Raw genomic sequence first — 20,938 nt, 5'->3', positions numbered from 1 at the left:
GATGTGTCAGGGTGGTCGGGACGTCCGGCCGAGGAGGCGGGGCGTCGCGGAGAGCGTTCCGAGTGAAGTGATCACTTCACGCGGGCCACGCTACGAGTCGGGAGGCCGCCGCTCGTTTCGGCTCCGTTACGGCTGTGTGACGATCCGCGAGAGGGGACGGGCCATGCCCTCCGACGACACCGCGCCCGACGAGGCGGCCGCCCGGGCGATCGCGGACGGGGCCGGACTCGGCGCCCGGCTGCGGGAGCTGCGGCTCTCGGCGGGCCTGTCGCTGAAGGCCCTCGCCGGGCGACTCGGCATCTCCGTGAGCGCCGTCTCGCAGATCGAGCGCGGAGCGATGCAGCCCTCGGTCGGCCGGCTGATCGCCCTCGTGGACGCGCTGGGGGTCCCGCTGTCCGCCGTGTTCGACCAGGGCGCGTCGGCGCCGGTCGAGACCGAGGTCGTCCGGGCGCGCGAGTCGGCGCCCGTGGCGCTCGAGGGCGGAGTGCTGTTCCGCCGTCTGGCGCCGCGTCCGCTGGACGCCGTCGACTTCTTCGAGTCGACCTACCCGCCGGGCTCGACCTCGACGGCGCACCGGCAGCTGCTCCGCCACGACGGGTTCGAGATGGGGACGGTGACGCTCGGAGAGCTGACGGTCGAGTTCGAGGACGAGTCGGTCGTCCTCGGGCCGGGCGACGCCATCACGTTCCCGTGCGAGCGGCCGCACCGCATGGTCAACACGGGCTCGACCACGGCGATCGCGACCTGGCTGATCGTCCACCGCTGACACCGCGCCGGTGCTTCGTGCCGGACCCCTGGCGGCACCACCTGCGTATGGGACCCTGGTCCTCGCTCCTCCACAACGGGCGGACGACCGTCTCCTGTCCACACCCCGGTCGGGATCGGGGCGCGGCGGGCCCTCGGTGTCGGTACCGCCTGGTGGGCTGGTCTCCTCGACCGAGGGGTGCGGAACGTGGAGGAGCGGATGGACGGCAGGAACGACGAGGGGTGCCCGCGCTGGTGCGCGGGCGAGCACGACGAGCTGGTCGCGGCGGGGGAGCGGCTGCACCGCTCCGCGGCGAGCTCGCTCCCGGTGGTGCTCTGGGCGGGCCGAGACGGGGCCGCGGGCGCGACGGTGCACGTCTCCCTGTGCCGCCCGGGGGAGTCGGGGGAGGACAGGCTCCGCCTGGAGGCCGACGGGCTCGGCGAGGTCGACCTCGATCTCAGCTCGGGGTCGCGGCTGGCCGGCGCGGTGCTCCGGCTACTCGGCGCCTCGTGAGGTGCGCGGCGGATCGGGCGGCAGGAGGTCCGTCAGCTCGATCTCGAGCGCCTCGCAGAGCGCGAGGAGGGTGTGCAGCGTGGGGTTCGCGGGCGAGCCGGGCTTCGACTCGCCCTTCTCGAACTTCTGGTAGGTGTAGCCCGCGAGCCCGGCCGCGTGGGCGATCCGCTCCTGGCTGGCGCCCTTGGCGATGCGGGCCCGGTGCATGTTGGTGCCGAGCTCGCGGGCGTAGGTCGCCCAGTCGCGCTCGGGAGTGGGTGTCGACATGCCCGCCAGCTTCGGAGAAGTTCGGCCGCGGGTCAGCCATACACGGATGGGAAATTCTCGGTGGTCATACCCGGGTGACCACCGGCCGCGCCTCCGGAGCCCCGAGGGCCCCGCGACGGCAGCGCCTAGTATGGCCGGGTGCCAGTGAACCCCGAACTCGTCGGGCGCGTCTTCGCGCCCACGGAGCCCTATCAGGTGGGGCGCGAGAAGGTGCGCGAGTTCGCCCGCGCCGTCTCCGCGACCTCCCCCCTGCACCACGACGTCGAGGCCGCCCGCGCCGCCGGGCACCCCGACCTCGTCGCTCCGCCCACCTTCGCCGTCGTCGTGCAGGAGTTCACGCTCCAGCAGCTGCTCGCCGAGCCCGACGGCGGGATCGACTTCAGCCGCGTCGTGCACGGAGACCAGCGCTTCGTGCTGTCCCGTCCGGTCGTCGCCGGCGACGAGCTGACCGCGACCCTCTCGGTCGCCGCCATCAAGAAGCTCGGCGCCCACTCGATGGTCACCACCGAGTCCCGCATGGTCGACGCGAGCGGCGAGCACGTCGTCACCGCGATCTCGACCCTCGTGGTCAGGGGAGACGAATGAGCACCGCACTGCCCGCTCTCGCCGAGCTGAGCGTCGGCCAGGTCGTCGCCGAGAGCCGCTTCCCGATCGACCGCGGCACCCTGGTGCGCTATGCGGGCGCCTCGGGCGACTTCAACCCCATCCACTACCGCGACGACGTCGCCGCCGAGGTCGGCCTGCCCGGCGTGCTCGCGCACGGCATGCTCACGATGGGCACCGCGGTGCAGGTCGTCGTCGACTGGGTCGGCGACCCCGGACGCGTGGTCGACTACCAGGTGCGCTTCACCCGCCCCGTCGTGGTGGACCCGCGCGACGGCGCCGCGATCGACGTGGTCGCCAGGATCGGTGCTGTGAACGCCGAGGAGGGCTGGGTCCGCGTCGACCTGGCCGCCTCGGTCGAGGGCCAGTCCGTCCTCGGCAAGGCCCAGGCACGGGTCCGACTCGCGTGACCTCCGCGCCGCTGCTCTCCGCCCTGACCACCCTCCGCGTCGGCGGACCCGCCGAGCGCCTCGTCGAGCCCGCCACCGAGGCGGAGCTGGTCGAGACGCTCGTCGGCCTGTGGTCGGACGACGAGCCGTGGCTGCTGCTCGGCGGCGGCTCCAACCTCCTCGTGGGCGACGACGGGGTCGAGGGCACGGTCGTGCGCGTGCGCACCACCGGCGTCGAGCGGCTCCCCTCCGACGAGCCGGGGCGCGTGCTCCTGCGGGTCCAGGCGGGCGAGTCGTGGGACGGCCTCGTCGCGACGACCGTGGGGCGCGGCTGGGCGGGCCTCGAGGCCCTCAGCGGCATCCCCGGCACGGTCGGTGCGTCGCCCGTGCAGAACATCGGCGCCTACGGCCAGGAGCTCTCGGACACGCTGGTCGCGGTCGACTTCCTCGACGAGGGCGCCCGCGAGCCCGTCCGGCTGACGGCGGAGGAGCTGCAGTTCGCCTACCGCACCTCCGTGATCAAGCAGGGCCGCCGGGGCGCGGTGCTGGCCGTCGAGTTCGCGCTCGAGGAGGTCGGCGCCGAGGGCGACGGCACTCCCGTCGCCTACGGTCAGCTGGCGTCGGCGCTCGGAGTCGCGCTCGGCGACCGCGTGCCGCTCGCGCGGGTGCGCGAGACCGTGCTGGCGCTGCGTGCGGGCAAGGGCATGGTCCTCGATCCGGAGGACCCGGACACCGCGAGCGCCGGCTCCTTCTTCACCAACCCCCTCGTCACGAGCGCGTTCGCCGACTCCCTGCCGCCCGAGGCGCCGCGCTGGCCGGTCGAGCCGACGGCGGAGGCGCCCGTCATCACCCCGCTCGCCGCGGTCGAGGCAGGAGCGCCCGTCGGGCTGCCCGTGCCTCCCCGCGCCGACGGCCTGGTGAAGCTCAGCGCCGCGTGGCTGATCGAGCACGCCGGCGTCTCGCGCGGTTTCGCCCTGCCCGGCTCGCGGGCCGCCGTGTCGAGCAAGCACACCCTCGCCCTGACCAACCGCGGAGGAGCGACGGCCGAACAGGTCGCCGAGCTCGCCCGGTACGTCCAGGGCCGCGTCCTGGCGGAGTTCGGCGTGCTGCTGCACCCCGAGCCCGTCGTGGTCGGCACCGCGGTCTGAGTCCGCGCGGTCTGCGCGCGCAGGCCCCGCGCTCGCGGGGACGCGCGCCCTCCGGCCGCGGCCTCCTCCGGCTCAGCTGTCGCGGCGGATCCAGCGGAAGCCGAAGCGGCAGGCGACGAGCCCCACGACGAGCCAGATACCGAGCACCAGCGCGACGCCGCCGAGGTCCCACGACCCGTTCACCTCCGCCTCTTCGAACCCGCTCGGCAGGAACACGGCGCGCATGCCCTGCGCGATCCACTTGAGCGGGAAGACGCTCGCCGTGTTCTGCAGCCAGTCCGGCAGCGTCGTGAACGACAGGTACGACCCCGAGATGAACTGCAGCACGAGCAGCGGCGGCACGATCACGGCGGTCGCGCTCTTGCCCGAGCGGGGCAGCGCGGAGACGGCGATGCCGAGGATGGCCGACGTCGCGACTCCTGCCAGGTAGACCCAGGCGAAGGTCGCCCAGCGCCCGCTGTCGGTGGGCAGCTCTACCGAGAACACCGTCGCCGCGACGAGGAGCAGCAGGGCCGTCTGCGCGAGGCTCGTCACGAGCACCTGGCCGAACTTGCCGATGAAGTAGCTGAAGACCGGCAGCGGTGCCCCCGCGAGGCGCTTGAGCGTGCCGTCGCCGCGCTCGACCGCGATGTCGACGCCCAGGTTCTGGACGCCCGAGAGCAGGATCCCGGCCGCGGCGAGGCCCGGCACGTAGTACTCGGCCATCGGGATGCCCGGGTCCTGCGGGTTCGCCTGCATCACCGCGGTGTCGCCGAACGCGACCGAGAAGATCGTCAGGAGCAGCACCGGGAAGAGGAAGGTGAAGAACACCTGGTCCGGAGCGCGGAAGTACGAGCGGATCTCGTAGCGGGCGCGGGCGAGTCCGAGGCGGACGGTGCGTCCCGGGCCGGTGGAGAGGGTGCGGGGGCGGGTGGCGACGGCGGTCACGCGGGCTCTCCGATCAGGTCGACCGCGTCGCGGTCCTCGCGGATGAGGTCGAGGTAGATGTCCTCGAGGCTGGGGCGGACGACCTCGAGCGCCGTCGGCTCCCCGATCCGGGCGTGCAGCTCGGCGACGGTCCGGGCGGGCTCGGTGGTGCGCAGCCGGTGCAGCACGCCGTCCTCGCGCCACTGCACGATCGGGACGCGCGCCTCGTCCCCTCCGATCGCGCTCATCGGGCCGATGGCCAGGAGCCGCCCGCCGGAGATCACGGCGGCGCGGTCGCCGAGGCGGGCGGCCTCGTCGAGGTAGTGGGTGGTGAGCAGGATGGTCGTGCCCTCGCTCTTGAGCAGAGCGATCAGGTCCCAGAAGGAGTGGCGGGCCTCGGGGTCGAATCCCGTGGTGGGCTCGTCGAGGAACACCAGCTCGGGACGGCCGATGATGCCGAGGGCGACGTCGACACGGCGGCGCTGGCCGCCGGAGAGGCGCCCGATGCGCGAGCGGGCCTTGGACGTCAGCCCGACGGCCTCGATGGTCTCGTCGACGTCGCGCGGTCGCGGATAGAGGCTGGCGAAGTGCGCGATCTGCTCGCGGACCGTCGCGTTGCCGGACTCGCCGCTGGACTGCAGGACGATCCCCAGACGCGCCTTCCACGCCAGGTCGCCGTGGCGCGGGTCGACCCCGAGCACCGACACCTCGCCGCCGGAGCGGTCGCGGTAGCCCTCGAGGATCTCGATGGTCGTCGACTTGCCGGCGCCGTTAGGGCCGAGGAGCGCGAAGGTCTCGCCCCGGTGGATGTCGAAGGAGACTCCCGCGACCGCCGGAGCGCCCCCGTAGTCCTTCCGCAGGTCGCGGACTCGGACGGCGTGGTCTTCGCTCATCGTCACAGCGTGCCCTGTCGCACCCCTCCGGCGACAGTGATCCCCGATTTCCGCCTCCCTCTTGCCCTCCCCGCCCCGAGATGCCAGGCAGCCCTCACCTGTCGGACAGGCCCGTCGCAGTACCCGCCGGTCACCGTGAGGCACGGTCGAGCGGCGACCGGCGATCCGCGTGTCGGCGGATCGTCGTCCGCGCTGCGCACCCCGCTCTCTGCGACGCACCCCCGTCGTCGAGCCGCCGCTGCCGATCGACGGCGCAGGCGGAGGAGGGCTAAACGGTGCCGAAGAGCCGCTGCAAGCGGCGCACGCCCTCGAGGAGCGCGTCGTCGCCGAGGGCGTAGGACAGGCGGAGGTAGCCGCTCGGACCGAAGGCCTCGCCGGGGACGGTGGCGACCTCGGCCTGCTCGAGGACGAGGTCGGCGAGCTCGAGGGAGGTCGTCGGGGTGGTGCCGTTCCACTCGCGGTTCAGCAGCCCGTTCACGTCGGGGTAGACGTAGAACGCGCCGCCGGGGGTGGGGCACTCGATCCCGTCGATCGCGTTCAGCTCGGCGACGATGGTGCGGCGGCGGCGGTCGAAGGCCAGGCGCATCTCCTCGGCCGGCTCCTGCGGGCCGGTGAGGGCGGCGATCGCGGCGCGCTGCGAGATGTTCGAGACGTTGCTCGAGAGGTGCGACTGGAGGTTCGAGGCGCCCTTGATCGCGTCGGCCGGGCCGACCATCCATCCGACGCGCCAGCCGGTCATCGCGTAGGTCTTCGCGACGCCGTTGACGAGGATCGTCCGGTCGCGCAGGGCCGGCACCGCCTCGACGATCGAGGTCGCGTGCTCGAGCGGGCTCGCGTCGTCCTGGTCGCCGGTGGAGTAGACGAGGTTCTGGTAGATCTCGTCGGCGATGATCCAGAGGCCGTGCTCCTCGGCCCACTCGCCGATCTCGCGGGTCTGCTCGGCCGAGTAGACGGCGCCGGTGGGGTTGGAGGGGGAGACGAACAGGAGCACCTTGGTGCGCTCGGTGCGCGCGGCCTCCAGCTGCTCGACCGTGACCAGGTAGCCCTGGTCGGCGCCCGCGAACACGTCCACCTGCACGCCGCCGGCGAGCTTGATCGCCTCGGGGTAGGTGGTCCAGTACGGGGTCGGCACCAGCACCTCGTCGCCGTCGTCGAGGAGGGTCTGGAAGGCCTGGTAGACGGCCTGCTTGCCGCCGTTGGTGACCACGACCTGCGAGGGGTCGACGGCCCATCCGGAGTCGCGCGCCGTCTTCTCCGCGATGGCCGCGCGGAGGTCGGGGAGGCCCGCCGCGGGGGTGTAGCGGTAGTTCCCCGGGTCGAGCACGGCGGCCGAGGCGGCCTCGACGATGTGCTCGGGAGTGAGGAAGTCGGGCTCGCCGGCGGCGTAGGACACGACCGGGCGGCCCTGGGCCTGGAGGGCCTTCGCCTTGGCGTCGACCTTCAGAGTGGCGGACTCGGCGATGGCGGCGATGCGGGCGGAGATGCGGGTGGTGGAGGACACGACGGCCAGCGTATCCTGCGCGCGCACGGGGCTCCGAGGCCCCCCGCCGCTCGGCTGGACACGCCCAGCGGGTCCACGTACACTCGTCCGAGGTAGTCGATCTCTGCCCTCATCCACAGCGCCCGCGAGGGTCGCGGCGGTGGGGCGGCGGGTCGGTCTCCTCCTCGGATGCTCGCAACGGCATCCATAGGGCGGTGGCTCAATTGGTAGAGCAGCGGTCTCCAAAACCGCAGGTTGCAGGTTCGAGCCCTGTCCGCCCTGCACATCGATGCCCGTCGCACGCGGTCCCCGCGACGCTGCGGTCATCGGTCCAGGGCCGCCCATGACGGGCGGTCGGCCACACCGGAGGTTCCGGTGCGGGAAAGGTGCGTGCAGGTGGCCGGGAAAGCAGTCGACGAGCCGAGCGAGGACGTCGTCGCGATCGCCAATCAGCAGCGAGCCGCGCGGCGCAACCCGTTCGCGCGCATCGCCCTCTTCATCCGGCAGGTCATCGCCGAGCTGAAGAAGGTCGTGACGCCCACCCGCAAGGAGCTGGGCAACTACGTCGTGGTCGTGCTGATCTTCGTCGTCATCATGATGGCGCTGGTGTCCTTCCTCGACTGGGTGTTCGCCCTGGCCGTGACGTACGTGTTCGGCACACCCGCCGCCTGACCCGAGAGCATCCGGGCCGCGCGAGCGGAGGGTGCCGGCGACAGCGGGACGCGCCCCGAGGGGCGCGACCGATCGATCGAGAGAGAGTTGTGACGAGTGTCTGACAGAAACCGCGACGACGTCGACTGGGCGACGGCTGCCGAGCAGTCGTCGGAGGTCGAGGAGGAGCAGGAGGGCGACGTCCAGTCGCAGGCTGAGGACGCCGTCGAGCCCGCCGAGCAGGGTGCGCTGAGCATCATCGACGAGAACGAGTCCGAGGACGACCTCGCCTCCGACCTCGAGGCAGCGCTGGACGCCATCGGCTCCGTCGACGACCCCGAGGCCGACTCCGCGGTCGACGAGGCCGCGCACATCGACACCGTCGAGGAGGCCGAAGCGGCCCTCGAGGCCGTCGAGGACGAGGTCGAGGTCGCCGCCGAGGACGCCGAGGCCGCCGGTGAGGACCTCGCCGACATCGACCCGTACGAGGCCTTCCGCACCGAGCTGCGCGGCAAGCCGGGCAAGTGGTACGTCATCCACTCCTACGCCGGCTTCGAGAAGCGCGTGAAGTCCAACATCGAGAACCGCAAGGTCTCGCTCGAGGCCGAGGACTACATCTTCGAGGTCCAGGTCCCGATGGAGGACGTGGTCGAGATCAAGAACGGCCAGCGCAAGATGGTCACCCGCGTGCGCATCCCCGGCTACGTGCTGGTGCGCATGGACCTCAACGAGGACTCGTGGTCGGTCGTCCGCCACACGCCGGGCGTCACCGGCTTCGTGGGCAACGCCCACAACCCGACCCCGCTGCGCTTCGAGGAGGCCTTCACGATGCTGAAGAGCCTCGTCGAGATCAAGGACGTCGCCCCCTCGAAGACCTCCGGCGCCAAGGGCCAGAAGCAGGCCCAGCGCGTGCTGCCCGCCGAGGTCGACTTCGAGATCGGCGAGACCATCACCATCAAGGAGGGCTCGTTCGCGGGTCTTCCCGGCTCGATCAGCGAGATCAAGCCCGAGAGCGGCAAGCTCACCGTGCTCGTCTCGCTCTTCGAGCGCGAGACCCCGGTCGAGCTGTCGTTCGACCAGGTCACCAAGCTCTGACGCGTCGCCTCCGCGCCGCGTGAACGCCCCCTCCGCACGTCGGAGGGGGCGTTCGCCGTTCCGGGCGGCGCCCCCTCCGGCACCGCCCCACGCGCCCCCGGGCGTCGGCCCCTCCTCCGCCCTGTCGGGGGTGGCCCCGCTCGTGTAAGCTCGTACGGGTTTTCGTGTCGGCGCCCGCCTCTGTGCGCGCCGGACGACCCTCCTCCACCGCGATCCGGCACCGTCGGATGCGCGGGAGAGCGGCCGGGAGCCCCCGACCGCTCGAACCCTGAGAAAAGGAATCAGAATGGCCCCCAAGAAGAAGGTCACCGGCCTGATCAAGCTCCAGATCAAGGCCGGCGCGGCCAACCCCGCGCCCCCGATCGGTCCGGCGCTCGGTCAGCACGGCGTCAACATCATGGAGTTCTGCAAGGCGTACAACGCGCAGACCGAGTCGCAGCGCGGCAACGTCATCCCCGTCGAGATCACCGTCTACGAGGACCGCTCGTTCACCTTCGTGCTGAAGACCCCGCCCGCGGCGGAGCTCATCAAGAAGGCCGCCGGCGTCGCCAAGGGCTCCTCGACCCCGCACACCGTGAAGGTCGCGAAGCTCACCCAGGCGCAGGTCCGCGAGATCGCCGAGGCGAAGCAGGTCGACCTGAACGCCAACGACATCGACGCCGCCGCGAAGATCATCGCCGGCACCGCCCGCTCGATGGGCATCACGGTCGAGTAGCGCGACGCGCTGCTCGACGGCGGGAGCGACGCGCCCACCGGCGCGGACCCACCGCGGAAGCCTCGAGAACCCGACGGCGGCCCCTCAGTGGGGTCGCACGCCCGGTCCGGATACGCCTCCGCAGGACCTCCCCGCCTCCCGCGAGCAGCAGTCACGGCCGCGATCGCGGCACCACCAGAACTCCATCACCCCCGTGGGAGAGCCCGCCAGGCTCTAGAACCACATTCTCGTTTCAAGGAGAAACAACATGGCACAGAAGTCGAAGGCCTACCGGGCCGCCGCGGCCAAGCTCGAAGAGGGCAAGTTCTACACGGCCGACGAGGCCGTCGCGCTCGCCCGCGAGACCGGTTCCGCCAAGTTCAACAGCACCGTCGAGGTCGCCCTCAAGCTCGGTGTCGACCCCCGCAAGGCCGACCAGATGGTCCGCGGCACGGTCATCCTGCCCCACGGCACGGGCAAGACCGCCCGCGTCATCGTGTTCGCGACCGGTCCGGCCGCCGAGGCCGCGCTGGCCGCCGGTGCCGACGAGGTCGGCGGCGCCGAGCTCATCGAGAAGGTCGCGGGCGGGTACACCTCGTTCGACTCCGCCGTCTCGACCCCGGAGCTCATGGGCCAGGTCGGCCGTCTCGGAAAGGTGCTCGGCCCCCGCGGCCTCATGCCCAACCCGAAGACCGGCACCGTGACCCCGGACGTGGCGAAGGCCGTGACCGAGATCAAGGGCGGAAAGATCGAGTTCCGCGTCGACAAGCACGCCAACGTGCACCTCGTCGTGGGCAAGGCCGCGTTCACCGAGGAGCAGCTCCAGGAGAACTTCAAGACCGCGCTCGACGAGATCCTCCGCCTCAAGCCGTCCTCCTCGAAGGGCCGCTACATCCAGAAGGCCGCCGTCTCGACGACCTTCGGCCCCGGCATCCCGCTGGACGTCAACGTCTTGGCCTGAGCCGAGCACGCACTGACGTGAGGAGGGGGTCCGCTTCGGCGGGCCCCCTCCTTCGTCGTCCCGGCATACTGGACCGGTGATCCGCCGCTCCGCTCCGCCGCACCTCCCGTGACCGTCCGCCGCGCGTCGGCCGCCGATGCCGAGGCCCTGGCCGAGCTGGCCGCCGCGACCTTCCCGCTGGCCTGCCCGCCGCACACCACCGCGGAGGCGAAGGCCGAGTTCGTGCGCACCGTGCTCTCGGTCGAGCGCTTCCGCGACCACCTCGCCGATCCGCTCCGCTCGCTCCTGGTCGACGACGACTCCGGCGCGCTGACCGGCTACGCGATGCTCGTGCGCGGGGAGCCCGCCGACGCCGACGTCGTCGCGGCGATCCGGCTGCGTCCGACCGTCGAGCTCAGCAAGTTCTACCTCCTGGCCGGCCGGCACGGCTCCGGAGCGGCGGCCGCGCTGATGGCCGCGACCCTCGAGGAGGCGCTGGATCACGGTGCCGCGGGCGTCTGGCTCGGCGTCAACGAGGAGAACGCGCGTGCTCAGCGGTTCTACTCCAAGCACGGCTTCGCGGTCGTCGGCCGCAAGCGCTTCCTCGTCGGCGACCGCTGGGAGGACGACTTCGTCCTCGAGCGCTCTCTCGCCTGACCCTCCCCGCGAGACGCCGCCCGGGTACGCGACACGCTCCGCGTGGCGTACCGGAGCGGCATCTCGCCGAGGTCAGCCCTCGGAGACGGTGAGGACGATCTTGCCGCGGGTGTGGCCCGTCTCGAGCTGCTCGTGCGCCTCGCAGGCGCGGGCCAGGGGGAAGATGCCGTCGATGAAGACGCGGACGTCGCCCGACTCGAGAAGGCGCGAGACCACGCCGAGGGTCGCCCCGTCGGGAGCGACGCGGTAGGTGGAGGCGCGGACGCCCGCAGCGGCCGCCTCCTCGAAGAACCCGGGCCAGCTCCCGGTGGGCGCGTTCACGATCAGGCCCCCGGGGCGGAGGACCCTCAGCGAGCGCGAGCCCGTGTCGTCGTGGACGTTGCCGACCAGATCGATGACCACGTCGACGCCGGACAGCAGCTCGTCGAAGCGCTCGGCCGTGTGGTCGATCACCTGCGCGGCGCCGAGCTCGTGCAGCCACTGCAGGTTGCGGGTCGAGCCGGTCGCGATCACTGAGGCGCCGAAGTAGGCGGCGAACTGCACCGCGAAGTGGCCGACTCCGCCCGACCCGGCGTGGATGAGGATCCGCTGGCCCTCGTGCGCCTTGGCGAGCTCGACGACCATGCCCCAGGCGGTGAGCGCCGCGAGCGGGACGCCGGCCGCCTCCACGTGCGAGAGCGTCGACGGCTTCCGCGCGATGGAGACGCTCGGCACGCTGACGTACTCCGCGTAGGAGCCCGAGTAGCGCGGCACCATGACGAAGCCGTAGACCTCGTCGCCCGGCCGCAGCGGATGCGCCGGGTAGGGGCTCGAGACGACGACGCCCGAGAAGTCGTGGCCGAGGACCGCCGGGTAGGAGGCGATCTGGGAGGCGACCCCCTGGCCCGCGCGCGTCTTCGCGTCGAGCGGGTTCACGCCGGCCGCGACCACCTTCACGGTGAACTCGGCGTTGATGGCGGAGGGGGTCGGCACGGTCGCCAGGTGCAGGGCGGAGGCGTCGCCCGGCGCGTCGATCACCGCCGCCGTCATCGTGTCGGGGAGGACGACCTCCTCCGGGATCTCGCCGATCGCGAGGCCGTGCCCGAGCGCGCTGGTGTGCATCGTCGCCTTTCCTGTCGCTGAGGCGTGCGGGTGGAGCGTGCCGAGGACGTCGCCCCCGATCCCCGCATCCGACGCCGCGACCAGTCAATCGAGGCAATGAGTCGGCGCTGTTACGGGGGTGTCACCCTCGGGAGAAGATTGGCGCGCGGAGCCGCGGGCGCCCGGTCTGGCACGATGAGGGGATGCGACGCCGACGTACCCTGCTGGTCGGCGGTGCCCTCCTTGTCCTGGCCGGGCTCGTGGTCCTCCTGGCCGCCCGGATCAGCATCGGCACCAGCCGCTGGGTCTACGTCAGCGAGATGGGCGCGCCGGACCTGCCGACGGCGGGCGCCTTCGAGGCCGCTCTTCTGCTCGTGGCGGCCGGCGGCGCGCTGATCGCCGCGGGCGCCTGGCCGGTGCGCGCCCGCCTGCTGCCCGCCCTCCGCCCGGCGGGCGCGATCCTCCTGGCGGCCGCCTGCTTCGCGCTCGCCTCGCAGGTGACCTGCACGGCGGGCTGCCCGCTGCCGGTCGGGCCGGCCTTCCGCTGGCAGGACCTCATCCACACCTCGGCCGCCGTGCTCGGCTTCGGGGCCGCCTGCGCCGCGATGCTCCAGCTGGCGACCGTGCGGGGGCGCCCTGCGGTCGCGCGGCTCTCGCTCGCCGCCGGGATCTCGGTGGCGGTCGTCGCCGGGACGGGTGGGATCCTGTCGCTCCTGCGCGTGTGGCTGCGGCTCGGCGGCACGCTCGAGTTCGTGGCGACGGCGATCGCGGTGCTCTGGCTCGCGTTCGTCGGCCTGGTGCTCGCGCTCGAGGACCTCAGCGCCGAGCGAGCCAGCCGCGGACGTGCCCGCGGATCCGGTCCTGCTGAGCGGCGAAGCCCTCGTCCCGCGACGGCACCCGCTCGCAGTCCGCATCCGGAAGAGCCCTAGCCCACGCCTCCGCGACCTCGACCGGGTGCACGGGGTCGCGCTCGGCCGCGATCACCAGGGTGCGCGCGATGACCTCGCCCAGCTCTCCGGAGTCGCGGTAGGCGGCGTTCCGCGGGATCTGGGCGAGCCGGACGGCGCGCTCGGCCGCGCGCGGGGAGCGGAACTGCAGCGTCAGCGCCTCCGCCGACGCGGGGGACACCTCGGCGGCGCGCGCGAACAGGCCCGAGGCGCGGAACATCCGCTCGCCGCGCTTCGCGCCGTGGTCGTGCAGCAGCTGCGCGATGACGGGGAACACGGTGAGGTTCTCGGGCAGCGGCTCGGCGGTGAAGGCGGGACGCACGAAGACGGCGCGGTCGATCGGCAGCACGCGTCGGACCGCGAGGCGCAGGGCGATCGCGGCGCCCATCGAGATGCCGAGCACCGTGAGCGGCTTGTGCGCGGCTCCGGCGCGCACGACCTCCTCCGTCACCTCGTCGGCGAGCGCCTCGAGGGCGAAGTCGCCGGGCGCGCCGATCAGCTCGGAGGCGCCGTGGGCGCGGACGTCCGGGGCGATGACCTCGCTGCCGGCGGGGAGGGCGGAGCGCAGCAGCCCCAGCGGCTGGGAGCGGTCGCCGCCCAGGCCGTGCAGGAGGAGGACCGTCACCGGGCGCGCGTCCGCTCGTGCAACTCGGCCATCAGCATCCCCGCCAGCCGCACGAGGATGTGGATCTCGTCCTCGTCGCGGTCGACCCAGCGGGAGTTCGGCTCGCCCTCGATCGGCACGAAGTCGCGGTGCTGCTCCCAGACGACGAGCGTGCGCTCGGCGCCGAGGACGTACTGCTGCCAGAAGACCTGCCGCAGGTAGTGGCGCGGGATGCTCCGCCACGGCTTCGTCGTGGTCTTGATCTCGCAGAGCTCGAGCCGGCCGTCCTCGCGGAGGCCGATGCCGTCGGGCGTGGCGAGGTGGCGCCGCTCCTGGCTCGCGTGGAAGAGGGTGCTGCTGGGCTCGATCGCGTGCTCGCTCCGTACCCAGGCGGCGATCTCGGGCTCGCGGGCGCGGCCGTGGTCGGTGAAGGCGTTGCCGCCGAAGCCGGTGCCGTAGAGCTTGTCGAGCGCTGCCTTGCCGATCGCGGCGGGGGAGGAGAGGCGGGCGACGTCGGTCGCCGTGATGCCGCGCGAGCGGGCGCGGAGCCAGGCGACGCGGTCCGAGGAGTCGGCGACGACCCTCCGGAGGTGCGGGGGCTCGGCGTCCGTGAAGACGGGCTGCGTCTCCCAGGGGAAGGAGAGCTGCAGGTCGGGCACCGATTCATTCTCTGCCCCCTGCGGCGCCCGGTCGAATCGGCACGCCGACCCGCGGCGTATGACCGGGGCGGGACGGCTCGCGCCGGCGGCTCAGGCCTCGAGGAAGGCGTCGACGTGCGCGGGGGAGAGGAGGTGGCGCCGGACCATCAGGGCGGCACCGCGGACGCCTCCGCCCTGGGCCGCGGCCTGCACGATGTCGAGCGCGCGGGTCGCCAGGGGGAGGGAGCGGCGGTAGACGACCTCGCGGACCCCGGCGAGGACCTCGTGGCTGGCCTGGGCGATGCTGCCGCCGACGACGATGACGGACGGGTTCAGGAGGTTCACGCAGGTGGCGAGCACCTCGCCGATGTCGCGGCCCGCGGCGCGCGTGAGCTCGACGGTGGTGGGGTCCCCGCCGGTCAGCAGGGTGACGACGTCGGAGGTGCTGGCGGCGTCGATCCCGGACTCGGTCAGGCGGCGGGCGATCGCCGAGCCGCTCGCGATCGCCTCGAGGTCGGCCTCGCCGCGGTCGCCGGGGACCTGCACGTGGCCCAGGTCTCCCGCCGCTCCGAGGGCTCCGCGCTGCAGGGCCCCGCCGCTGACGATCCCGGCTCCGATGCCGGTGGAGACCTTCACGTAGAGGAGGTCGTCGACGTCGGCGTAGTGGTCGGCGTGCTCGCCGAGCGCCAGCAGGTTCACGTCGTTGTCGACGAGGACGGGCACGGGGAGGCGGCGGCCGACGAACTCCGGGATGTCGAAGCGGTCCCAGCCGGGCATGATCGGCGGCTTCACCGGGCGGCCCGTCGCGTGCTCGACGGGTCCGGGGACGCCGACGCCGACTCCCGCGAGCGGGCCGGCCGCCGGAGTCCGGCCGAGCAGGGCCGCGGCGACGTCGAGGGCGTGGCCGAGGACGGCGAGGGGGCCGTCGGCGATGGCGATGCTCTCGCGGCGGCGGGCGAGGACCGTGCCGTCGAGGTCGGTCAGGGCGACGACGGCGTGCGCGGCGCCCAGGTCGACGGCGAGGAGGCTGCGCGCCCGGGGGTCGAAGGCCACGCGGGCGGCGGGACGGCCGCCGGAGGAGGGGGCGTCGTCCTGCCGGGCGACCAGGCCGGAGGCGGTGAGGACGTCGAGCTGGGCGGAGACGGCCGCACGCGGCAGGCCCGTCTCGGCGACCACGTCGGCCCGCGTCCGGGGCGCCCCGTCGGCCAGCAGGAGCAGCAGCTCGCCGACCGCGCTGACGGTGATGCGGCGGCGCGGGGACATGGCCAGAGTCAACCACAGCGCCCGTGCTTCTGTGCGGCGGGTGCCCGACTTGGCGGGCGCGCAGGGCTAGTTTTGCTTGTCCGTGAGCAAAAGTCCGCGTAGGGTTCGAGGCACACCTTCCGATGCGATCAGGAGCCCCACCGGTGGCCACACCCCCAGACCTCTCTGTCCAGCTGTACTCGGTGCGCGAGCCGCTCGCGGCCGATCTGCCCGCCACCCTCGACCGCCTCGCGGCGATCGGCTTCACCACGGTCGAGCTCTTCGGGTTCGTCGACCTGGCCGACGCCTACCGCGCGGCGCTCCCGGCCAGCGGACTGCGCGCTCCCAGCGCCCACGCCCGCCTCCTCGGCCCGCAGGGCGACGCCACCGTCGACGAGATCCTCGACACGGCCGCCTCGCTCGGCGTCGAGACCGTGATCGACCCCTTCGTCGACCCGACCCGCTGGACCACCGCGGACGACGTCGCCCGCATCGCCGACGATCTGAACGCGCTGGTCGACTCCGCCGCCGCCCGCGGCCTGGTGCTCGGCTACCACAACCACGCCTTCGAGTTCGAGAACCGCGTCGACGGCCGCAGCGCCTTCGAGCACCTCGCGGGCCTGCTCGACCCGCGCATGGTCCTCGAGCTCGACACCTACTGGGCGGCCGTCGGCGGCGACGACCCGGTCGAGGTGCTCGGACGCCTCGGCGACCAGGTGCGCTTCCTGCACGTGAAGGACGGCCCGATCTCGGCCGACACCCAGGAGCAGCTGCCCGCGGGCGAGGGCGCGATGGACGTCCCGGCGATCCTCGCCGCCGCTCCGCAGGCCCTGCCCGTGCTGGAGTTCGACGCCTACGCCGGCGACATCTTCGAGGGCCTGGAGTCGGCCCACCGCTACGTCTCGGGGCTCGGCGCATGAGCGGCACCGGCCGCGTGGGCGTCGGCGTCATCGGCGCCGGCAACATCAGCACCCAGTACCTGACCAACCTCACCGTCTTCCCCGACCTCGAGGTGCTCTTCGTCGCCGACATCGACCTCGAGCGGGCGAGGACCCAGGCCGAGGCCTTCGGCGTCCCCGCCTCGGGCACCGTCGAGGAGCTCCTCGCGCACGAGGGCATCGAGATCGTCGTCAACCTCACGATCCCGGCCGCGCACGTCGAGGTCGCGCGCCGCGCGGTCGAGGCGGGCAAGCACGTGTGGACCGAGAAGCCCTTCTCGCTCGACCGCGACAGCGGGATCGAGCTGCTCGCGCTGGCGAAGGACAAGGGGCTGCGCGTCGCGACCGCTCCCGACACCTTCCTGGGCGCGGGCCTCCAGACGGCGCAGCGCGTGATCGAGAGCGGAGCCATCGGCACGCCGCTCTCGGCCCTCACCCTCTTCCAGGGCCCCGGCCCCGAGTCGTGGCACCCGAACCCGGAGTTCTTCTTCGCCGAGGGCGGCGGACCGCTGCTGGACATGGGCCCGTACTACATCACCACGCTCGTGCAGAACCTCGGCCCCGTCGAGAGCGTCACCGCCGTCTCGTCCCAGGCCCGCGCCACCCGCGTGGTGGGCTCCGGCCCGAAGGAGGGCACCGAGTTCCCGGTGACCATCCCGACGCACATCGGCGGGCTGCTCCGCTTCGAGTCCGGGGCCTCGGCCCAGGGCGTGTGGAGCTTCGAGTCGAGCCTGCCGCGCACCGGCTTCGTCGAGATCAACGGCTCCGAGGGCACCCTCGTCCTCCCCGACCCGAACCAGCACGACGGCGAGATCACCCTGCACCGCCGTGGGTCCGCCGAGCCGGAGGTCATCGCGGCGACCGGCTCGACCGCCTCCCGCGGCACCGGCGTGCTCGAGCTCGCCCGCGCGATCCGGGCCGACCGCCCCGAGGCCGCCTCCGGAGACCTCGCGTACCACGTCACCGACGTGATGCTCTCGCTGCTCGAGGCCGCCGAGACCGGCGAGAAGGTCCTCGTCACGAGCTCCGTGACGCCCCGCCCCGCACTGCCCGAGAGCTGGGACCCGACCGAAGCGACCCTCTCCTGATGCCCGCGCCCCTGCGCGTCGGCGTGCTCGGCGGCGGCTTCATGGCGGCCGTGCACAGCCGCGCGGCCCGCAGCGCCGGAGCGGTGCTCGCCGGAGTCGCCTCCTCCACCCCGGAGAAGGGCGAGCGGGCGGCGGCCGAGCTCGGCGTCGAGCGCGCCTACCCGGACGCCCGGGCCCTGATCGAGGACGAGAGCATCGACCTCGTGCACGTCTGCACCCCGAACGCCACGCACGCCGCACTCGCGCTCGCGGCGATCGAGGCGGGCAAGCACGTGGTCTGCGAGAAGCCGCTCGCCGCGACGCTGCGGGAGGCGGAGTCGCTCGCTGCGGCCGCGTCCTCCGCCGGCGTGGTGGCGACCGTCCCGTTCGCCTACCGCTTCCACCCGATGGTGCGCGAGGCCCGTGCCCGCGTCGCCTCCGGCGAGACCGGCCGTCTGGTCACCGTCCGCGGGAGCTACCTCCAGGACTGGCTGCTGGGCGCCTCCGACGACAACTGGCGCGTCGACCCGGCCGCCGGCGGCCGCTCGCGCGCCTTCGGCGACATCGGCTCGCACCTGGTCGACCTGCTGGAGTTCGTCACCGGCGACCGGATCGACTCGCTCGCCGCGATCACGAGCACCGTCCACGCCGAGCGCGGCGGCCGCCCGGTGAGCACCGAGGACGTGGCCGGCCTGATCGTCCGGCTCGAGGGCGGCGCCGTCGGCACGCTCCTCGTCTCGCAGGTCACCGCGGGCCACCGCAACGAGCTGGTGCTCGAGGTGTCCGGGCTGGAGGAGTCGCTGCGCTTCGAGCAGGAGCTCCCCGAGACGCTGTGGGTCGGCCGGCGCGACAGCGCCCTGCTGGTGCCGCGCGACGCCTCGATCCTCGCGCCCGATGCGGCCCGGCTCTCGATCGTGCCGAGCGGTCATCCGATGGGCTACCAGGACGCCTTCACGGCGTTCGCCCGCGACACCTACGCCGCCGTGGCGGGCGCCGACGTGGAGGGTCTGCCGACCTTCGCCGACGGCCTCCGCGCGGCGCGCATCACCGAGGCCGTGCTCGACGCGGCCGAGACAGGCGCCTGGGTGACCGTGCCCGCCGCCGACGACCGGACGGAGATCGCCGCATGAGCGACGAGAAGACCTACCCCGCCACCCACCCCGTGACGCTGTTCACCGGCCAGTGGGCCGATCTGCCCTTCGAGGAGGTCGCCCGACTCGCCGCCGAGTGGGGCTACGACGGACTCGAGATCGCGGCCTCGGGCGACCATCTCGACCTCAAGCGCGCGGACGAGGACGACGCCTACGCAGCCTCGCGCCTGGAGATCCTCGACCGCTACGGCCTCGAGGTCTTCGCCATCTCGAACCACCTCACCGGCCAGGCCGTCTGCGACGACCCGATCGACTTCCGCCACAAGGCACTCGTGCGCGACTACACCTGGGGCGACGGCGACGCGGAGGGGGTGCGGCAGCGCGCCGCCGAGGACATGAAGCGCTCGGCGCGGGTCGCCCGCAAGCTCGGCGTGGACGTGGTCGTCGGCTTCACCGGCTCGAAGATCTGGCCCTACGTGGCGCAGTTCCCGCCGGTCCCGGCCTCCGTCATCGACGAGGGGTACGAGGACTTCGCGACCCGCTGGAACCCGATCCTCGACGAGTTCGACGCGAACGGCGTGGTCTACGCGCACGAGGTGCACCCGTCCGAGATCGCCTACGACTACTGGTCGAGCGTGCGCACCCTCGAGGCGATCGGGCACCGCCCGGCCTTCGGCTTCAACTGGGACCCGTCGCACATGATGTGGCAGGACATCGACCCGGTCGGCTTCATCGTCGACTTCAAGGACCGGATCTACCACGTCGACTGCAAGGACACCCGCCTGCGCCCGAAGAACGGCCGCGCCGGCGTGCTCGGCTCGCACCTGCCGTGGGGCGACCCGCGCCGCGGCTGGGACTTCGTCTCGACGGGGCACGGCGACGTCCCGTGGGAGGACGCGTTCCGCGCGCTGGAGTCGATCGGCTACTCCGGCCCGATCTCCATCGAGTGGGAGGACGCCGGGATGGACCGCCTCCACGGCGCGAAGGAGGCCGTCGGCTTCATCCGCTCGCTGCTCTGGAGGACCCCGACCGCGTCGTTCGACGCCGCGTTCTCGAACCAGTAGCCGCGCGGCTCCCCTCGGCGGGATCCCGCTCCGGCCCGCAGCGCACGTCGCGCGCGCCGGGTCGGGGTCCCGCAGGCGGGGGTGGGGTCAGTCGGCGGCCTTGGCGGCGCGCTCGGACTTGATTCGGGCCTGCTCGCGGCGGACCTCCGCGTAGCGGTTCTGCTCGACGCGCAGCCACTCGGGGACCTCGTCGAGCAGGGCCTGGATCTCGGGAGTGGTCAGCGCCTCGGTGACGCCGCCGCGGGCGAGCCCCGAGATGGAGACGTTCAGCCGGGAGGCGATGACGGAGCGGGGGTGCGGCCCCTCCTCGCGCAGCTGCACGAGCCAGGCGGGCGGGTTCGCGGCGAGCTCGTCGTACTGCTCGCGCGTGATCGCCGACTCCTGGAACTCCTCCGGAGTCGCGGGCAGGTAGACCTGCAGCTTCTTCGCCGCGGTCGCAGCCTTCATCGTCTGTGTCGCCTTGGCCATGCGGCAACCCTACCGGCGCGGCGCGGACCACCTACCCTGAGGGGATGAGCGAGCAGCCCGAGACCGTCGACCCGCAGGCCGCTCCCGAGGCGGAGGGGCGTCCGGAGGGCGGGGCGGACGCGACGGCGGACGACGCGTCGGCCGGATCGGGTGCGGTCGGCGCCGGAGCCGGAACCGAGTCGGACGACACGGACGGCGCCTCCGAGGACGGCGACTCCGACGACCTCGACTCCGACGACCTCGACTCCGACGATCTCGACTCCGACGATCTCGACGCCGAGGACAGCGACTCCGACGCCGCCGACTCCGACGCCGGGGACGCCGTCCCCGCCGGCCCCGTGCTCGCCGTCGCCCTCGTGCCCGGCGTCACCCCCACCAAGTGGACCCGCGTCTGGGGCCAGCGCCGCTCCGATCTCCCGCTGCGCATCACCGTCGTCGCCGAGCGCGATCAGGAGCAGGCGCTGCTCGACGGCCGCGCGCAGCTGTCGTTCGTCCGCGGCGACGTCTCCTCCTCCGCCCTCAGCTCCATCCATCTCTACGACGAGCAGCCCGTCGCCGTCGTCGGCCGCGAGCACGCCCTGGCCGCCGCGGACGAGCTCGAGGTCGCCGAGCTGGCCGGCGAGCACCTCCTCCAGGATCCGGAGGACGTGCCGGAGTGGGCCGCGGTCGCCGAGGAGCTCGCGGACGGCTCGCGGCGCCCGCTGCCGCGCATGGCCGGCCTCGACGACGCGGTCGAGCAGGTCGCGGCCGGCGTGGGCGTGCTGATCGTGCCGCAGTCGGTGGCGCGCGTGCACAGCCGCAAGGACGTCACCGCGGTG

General features: G+C 73.1%; 25 protein-coding genes and 1 tRNA gene. 17 read left to right on the top strand and 9 right to left on the bottom strand.

The window, feature by feature from the left end:
* Positions 1 to 163 precede the first annotated feature (163 nt).
* Together C5C74_RS02075 and C5C74_RS02070 are read left to right on the top strand one after the other, a co-directional pair.
* Positions 164 to 766 carry a helix-turn-helix domain-containing protein gene (locus tag C5C74_RS02075; protein ID WP_104329242.1) on the top strand — a complete coding sequence of 201 codons (603 nt, stop codon included), beginning with the start codon at positions 164 to 166 and terminating at the stop codon, positions 764 to 766.
* Positions 767 to 964: 198 nt separating this feature from the next.
* The gene (locus C5C74_RS02070; protein ID WP_104227044.1) at positions 965 to 1,258 is read left to right on the top strand and encodes a DUF6907 domain-containing protein; all 294 of its coding nucleotides are present in this window, start codon (positions 965 to 967) and stop codon (positions 1,256 to 1,258) included.
* Here the strand turns inward: C5C74_RS02070 and C5C74_RS02065 are convergent.
* Positions 1,241 to 1,525, bottom strand: coding sequence for a helix-turn-helix domain-containing protein (locus C5C74_RS02065; RefSeq protein WP_104223625.1), 285 nt, complete (start codon positions 1,523 to 1,525; stop codon positions 1,241 to 1,243). The genes C5C74_RS02070 and C5C74_RS02065 overlap by 18 nt on opposite strands.
* Positions 1,526 to 1,663: 138 nt before the next feature.
* On the opposite strand from C5C74_RS02065, the gene C5C74_RS02060 reads away from it, so the two are divergent.
* The 3 genes from C5C74_RS02060 to C5C74_RS02050 are packed head-to-tail and all read left to right on the top strand — an operon-like array spanning position 1,664 to position 3,665.
* Entirely contained in the window at positions 1,664 to 2,110 is a 447-nt protein-coding gene (locus tag C5C74_RS02060) for a MaoC family dehydratase N-terminal domain-containing protein (RefSeq protein WP_104227045.1), read from the top strand.
* On the top strand, positions 2,107 to 2,538 hold the full coding sequence (locus C5C74_RS02055) for a MaoC/PaaZ C-terminal domain-containing protein (protein WP_104350901.1): 432 nt from the start codon (positions 2,107 to 2,109) through the stop codon (positions 2,536 to 2,538). The genes C5C74_RS02060 and C5C74_RS02055 overlap by 4 nt, the downstream gene beginning before the upstream one ends.
* Positions 2,535 to 3,665, top strand: a complete 1,131-nt coding sequence (locus tag C5C74_RS02050; RefSeq protein ID WP_104350900.1) for a UDP-N-acetylmuramate dehydrogenase — start codon at positions 2,535 to 2,537, stop codon at positions 3,663 to 3,665. Before C5C74_RS02055 ends, C5C74_RS02050 begins: the two co-directional genes overlap by 4 nt.
* Before the next feature lie 72 nt (positions 3,666 to 3,737).
* On the opposite strand, the gene C5C74_RS02045 is transcribed toward C5C74_RS02050, so the two are convergent.
* The 3 genes from C5C74_RS02045 to C5C74_RS02035 all read right to left on the bottom strand — a co-directional run bounded on the left by C5C74_RS02045 (position 3,738) and on the right by C5C74_RS02035 (position 6,974).
* On the bottom strand, positions 3,738 to 4,592 hold the full coding sequence (locus tag C5C74_RS02045) for an ABC transporter permease (protein ID WP_104223629.1): 855 nt from the start codon (positions 4,590 to 4,592) through the stop codon (positions 3,738 to 3,740).
* Entirely contained in the window at positions 4,589 to 5,464 is an 876-nt protein-coding gene (locus tag C5C74_RS02040) for an ABC transporter ATP-binding protein (protein WP_104223630.1), read from the bottom strand. Before C5C74_RS02040 ends, C5C74_RS02045 begins: the two co-directional genes overlap by 4 nt.
* A 268-nt stretch (positions 5,465 to 5,732) precedes the next feature.
* Positions 5,733 to 6,974 (bottom strand): pyridoxal phosphate-dependent aminotransferase, encoded by a 1,242-nt coding sequence (locus C5C74_RS02035; protein WP_374953058.1) that lies wholly within the window; start codon positions 6,972 to 6,974, stop codon positions 5,733 to 5,735.
* Between the two features lie 179 nt (positions 6,975 to 7,153).
* Here C5C74_RS02035 and C5C74_RS02030 point away from each other — a divergent pair.
* From C5C74_RS02030 to C5C74_RS02005, 6 genes are all read left to right on the top strand, one after another.
* Positions 7,154 to 7,226, top strand: a tRNA-Trp gene (locus C5C74_RS02030).
* Positions 7,227 to 7,340: 114 nt separating this feature from the next.
* The gene (secE, locus tag C5C74_RS02025; RefSeq protein ID WP_068208793.1) at positions 7,341 to 7,616 is read left to right on the top strand and encodes a preprotein translocase subunit SecE; all 276 of its coding nucleotides are present in this window, start codon (positions 7,341 to 7,343) and stop codon (positions 7,614 to 7,616) included.
* Positions 7,617 to 7,712: 96 nt separating this feature from the next.
* Positions 7,713 to 8,690, top strand: coding sequence for a transcription termination/antitermination protein NusG (nusG, locus tag C5C74_RS02020; RefSeq protein WP_104350899.1), 978 nt, complete (start codon positions 7,713 to 7,715; stop codon positions 8,688 to 8,690).
* A 286-nt stretch (positions 8,691 to 8,976) separates the two neighbouring features.
* Positions 8,977 to 9,405 (top strand): 50S ribosomal protein L11, encoded by a 429-nt coding sequence (gene rplK / locus C5C74_RS02015; RefSeq protein WP_104223632.1) that lies wholly within the window; start codon positions 8,977 to 8,979, stop codon positions 9,403 to 9,405.
* 247 nt (positions 9,406 to 9,652) lie between these two features.
* On the top strand, positions 9,653 to 10,345 hold the full coding sequence (gene rplA, locus C5C74_RS02010) for a 50S ribosomal protein L1 (RefSeq protein ID WP_104223633.1): 693 nt from the start codon (positions 9,653 to 9,655) through the stop codon (positions 10,343 to 10,345).
* A gap of 108 nt (positions 10,346 to 10,453) precedes the next feature.
* On the top strand, positions 10,454 to 10,981 hold the full coding sequence (locus C5C74_RS02005; RefSeq protein ID WP_104350898.1) for a GNAT family N-acetyltransferase: 528 nt from the start codon (positions 10,454 to 10,456) through the stop codon (positions 10,979 to 10,981).
* 72 nt (positions 10,982 to 11,053) lie between these two features.
* Here the strand turns inward: C5C74_RS02005 and C5C74_RS02000 are convergent, their stop codons facing one another.
* Positions 11,054 to 12,082, bottom strand: coding sequence for an NADP-dependent oxidoreductase (locus tag C5C74_RS02000; protein ID WP_374952914.1), 1,029 nt, complete (start codon positions 12,080 to 12,082; stop codon positions 11,054 to 11,056).
* 182 nt (positions 12,083 to 12,264) lie between these two features.
* Between C5C74_RS02000 and C5C74_RS01995 the strand changes: the two genes are divergently transcribed.
* Positions 12,265 to 12,990, top strand: coding sequence for a DUF998 domain-containing protein (locus C5C74_RS01995; RefSeq protein ID WP_104223635.1), 726 nt, complete (start codon positions 12,265 to 12,267; stop codon positions 12,988 to 12,990).
* On the opposite strand, the gene C5C74_RS17235 is transcribed toward C5C74_RS01995, so the two are convergent.
* The 3 genes from C5C74_RS17235 to C5C74_RS01985 form a co-directional block, all read right to left on the bottom strand.
* Positions 12,878 to 13,633, bottom strand: coding sequence for an alpha/beta fold hydrolase (locus tag C5C74_RS17235; protein ID WP_181134632.1), 756 nt, complete (start codon positions 13,631 to 13,633; stop codon positions 12,878 to 12,880). The two genes, C5C74_RS01995 and C5C74_RS17235, sit on opposite strands and share 113 nt — an antisense overlap.
* Entirely contained in the window at positions 13,630 to 14,262 is a 633-nt protein-coding gene (locus C5C74_RS17230; protein WP_104223661.1) for a YqaJ viral recombinase family protein, read from the bottom strand. Before C5C74_RS17230 ends, C5C74_RS17235 begins: the two co-directional genes overlap by 4 nt.
* A 99-nt stretch (positions 14,263 to 14,361) precedes the next feature.
* On the bottom strand, positions 14,362 to 15,513 hold the full coding sequence (locus C5C74_RS01985) for an ROK family transcriptional regulator (RefSeq protein ID WP_104350896.1): 1,152 nt from the start codon (positions 15,511 to 15,513) through the stop codon (positions 14,362 to 14,364).
* A 143-nt stretch (positions 15,514 to 15,656) separates the two neighbouring features.
* On the opposite strand from C5C74_RS01985, the gene C5C74_RS01980 reads away from it, so the two are divergent.
* The 4 genes from C5C74_RS01980 to C5C74_RS01965 are packed head-to-tail and all read left to right on the top strand — an operon-like array spanning position 15,657 to position 19,652.
* Positions 15,657 to 16,412 (top strand): sugar phosphate isomerase/epimerase, encoded by a 756-nt coding sequence (locus C5C74_RS01980; protein WP_258064080.1) that lies wholly within the window; start codon positions 15,657 to 15,659, stop codon positions 16,410 to 16,412.
* A complete protein-coding gene (locus tag C5C74_RS01975) occupies positions 16,409 to 17,518 on the top strand; it encodes a Gfo/Idh/MocA family protein (RefSeq protein WP_104223639.1) in 1,110 nt (369 codons plus the stop codon). Before C5C74_RS01980 ends, C5C74_RS01975 begins: the two co-directional genes overlap by 4 nt.
* Positions 17,518 to 18,627, top strand: coding sequence for a Gfo/Idh/MocA family protein (locus C5C74_RS01970; RefSeq protein WP_104223640.1), 1,110 nt, complete (start codon positions 17,518 to 17,520; stop codon positions 18,625 to 18,627). Before C5C74_RS01975 ends, C5C74_RS01970 begins: the two co-directional genes overlap by 1 nt.
* Positions 18,624 to 19,652, top strand: a complete 1,029-nt coding sequence (locus tag C5C74_RS01965; RefSeq protein WP_167299019.1) for a sugar phosphate isomerase/epimerase — start codon at positions 18,624 to 18,626, stop codon at positions 19,650 to 19,652. The genes C5C74_RS01970 and C5C74_RS01965 overlap by 4 nt, the downstream gene beginning before the upstream one ends.
* 87 nt (positions 19,653 to 19,739) lie before the next feature.
* On the opposite strand, the gene C5C74_RS01960 is transcribed toward C5C74_RS01965, so the two are convergent.
* On the bottom strand, positions 19,740 to 20,120 hold the full coding sequence (locus tag C5C74_RS01960) for a DUF5997 family protein (protein ID WP_104223641.1): 381 nt from the start codon (positions 20,118 to 20,120) through the stop codon (positions 19,740 to 19,742).
* A 44-nt stretch (positions 20,121 to 20,164) separates the two neighbouring features.
* On the opposite strand from C5C74_RS01960, the gene C5C74_RS01955 reads away from it, so the two are divergent.
* A partial coding sequence (locus C5C74_RS01955; protein ID WP_146083000.1) for a LysR family transcriptional regulator substrate-binding protein occupies positions 20,165 to 20,938 on the top strand: 774 nt, incomplete at its 3' end.

The organism is Rathayibacter sp. AY1E8, from assembly GCF_002931415.1.
GTDB lineage: Bacteria > Actinomycetota > Actinomycetes > Actinomycetales > Microbacteriaceae > Rathayibacter.
The sequence above is the reverse complement of the archived record's forward strand: the minus strand, read 5'-3'. Positions and strand labels throughout refer to the sequence as shown.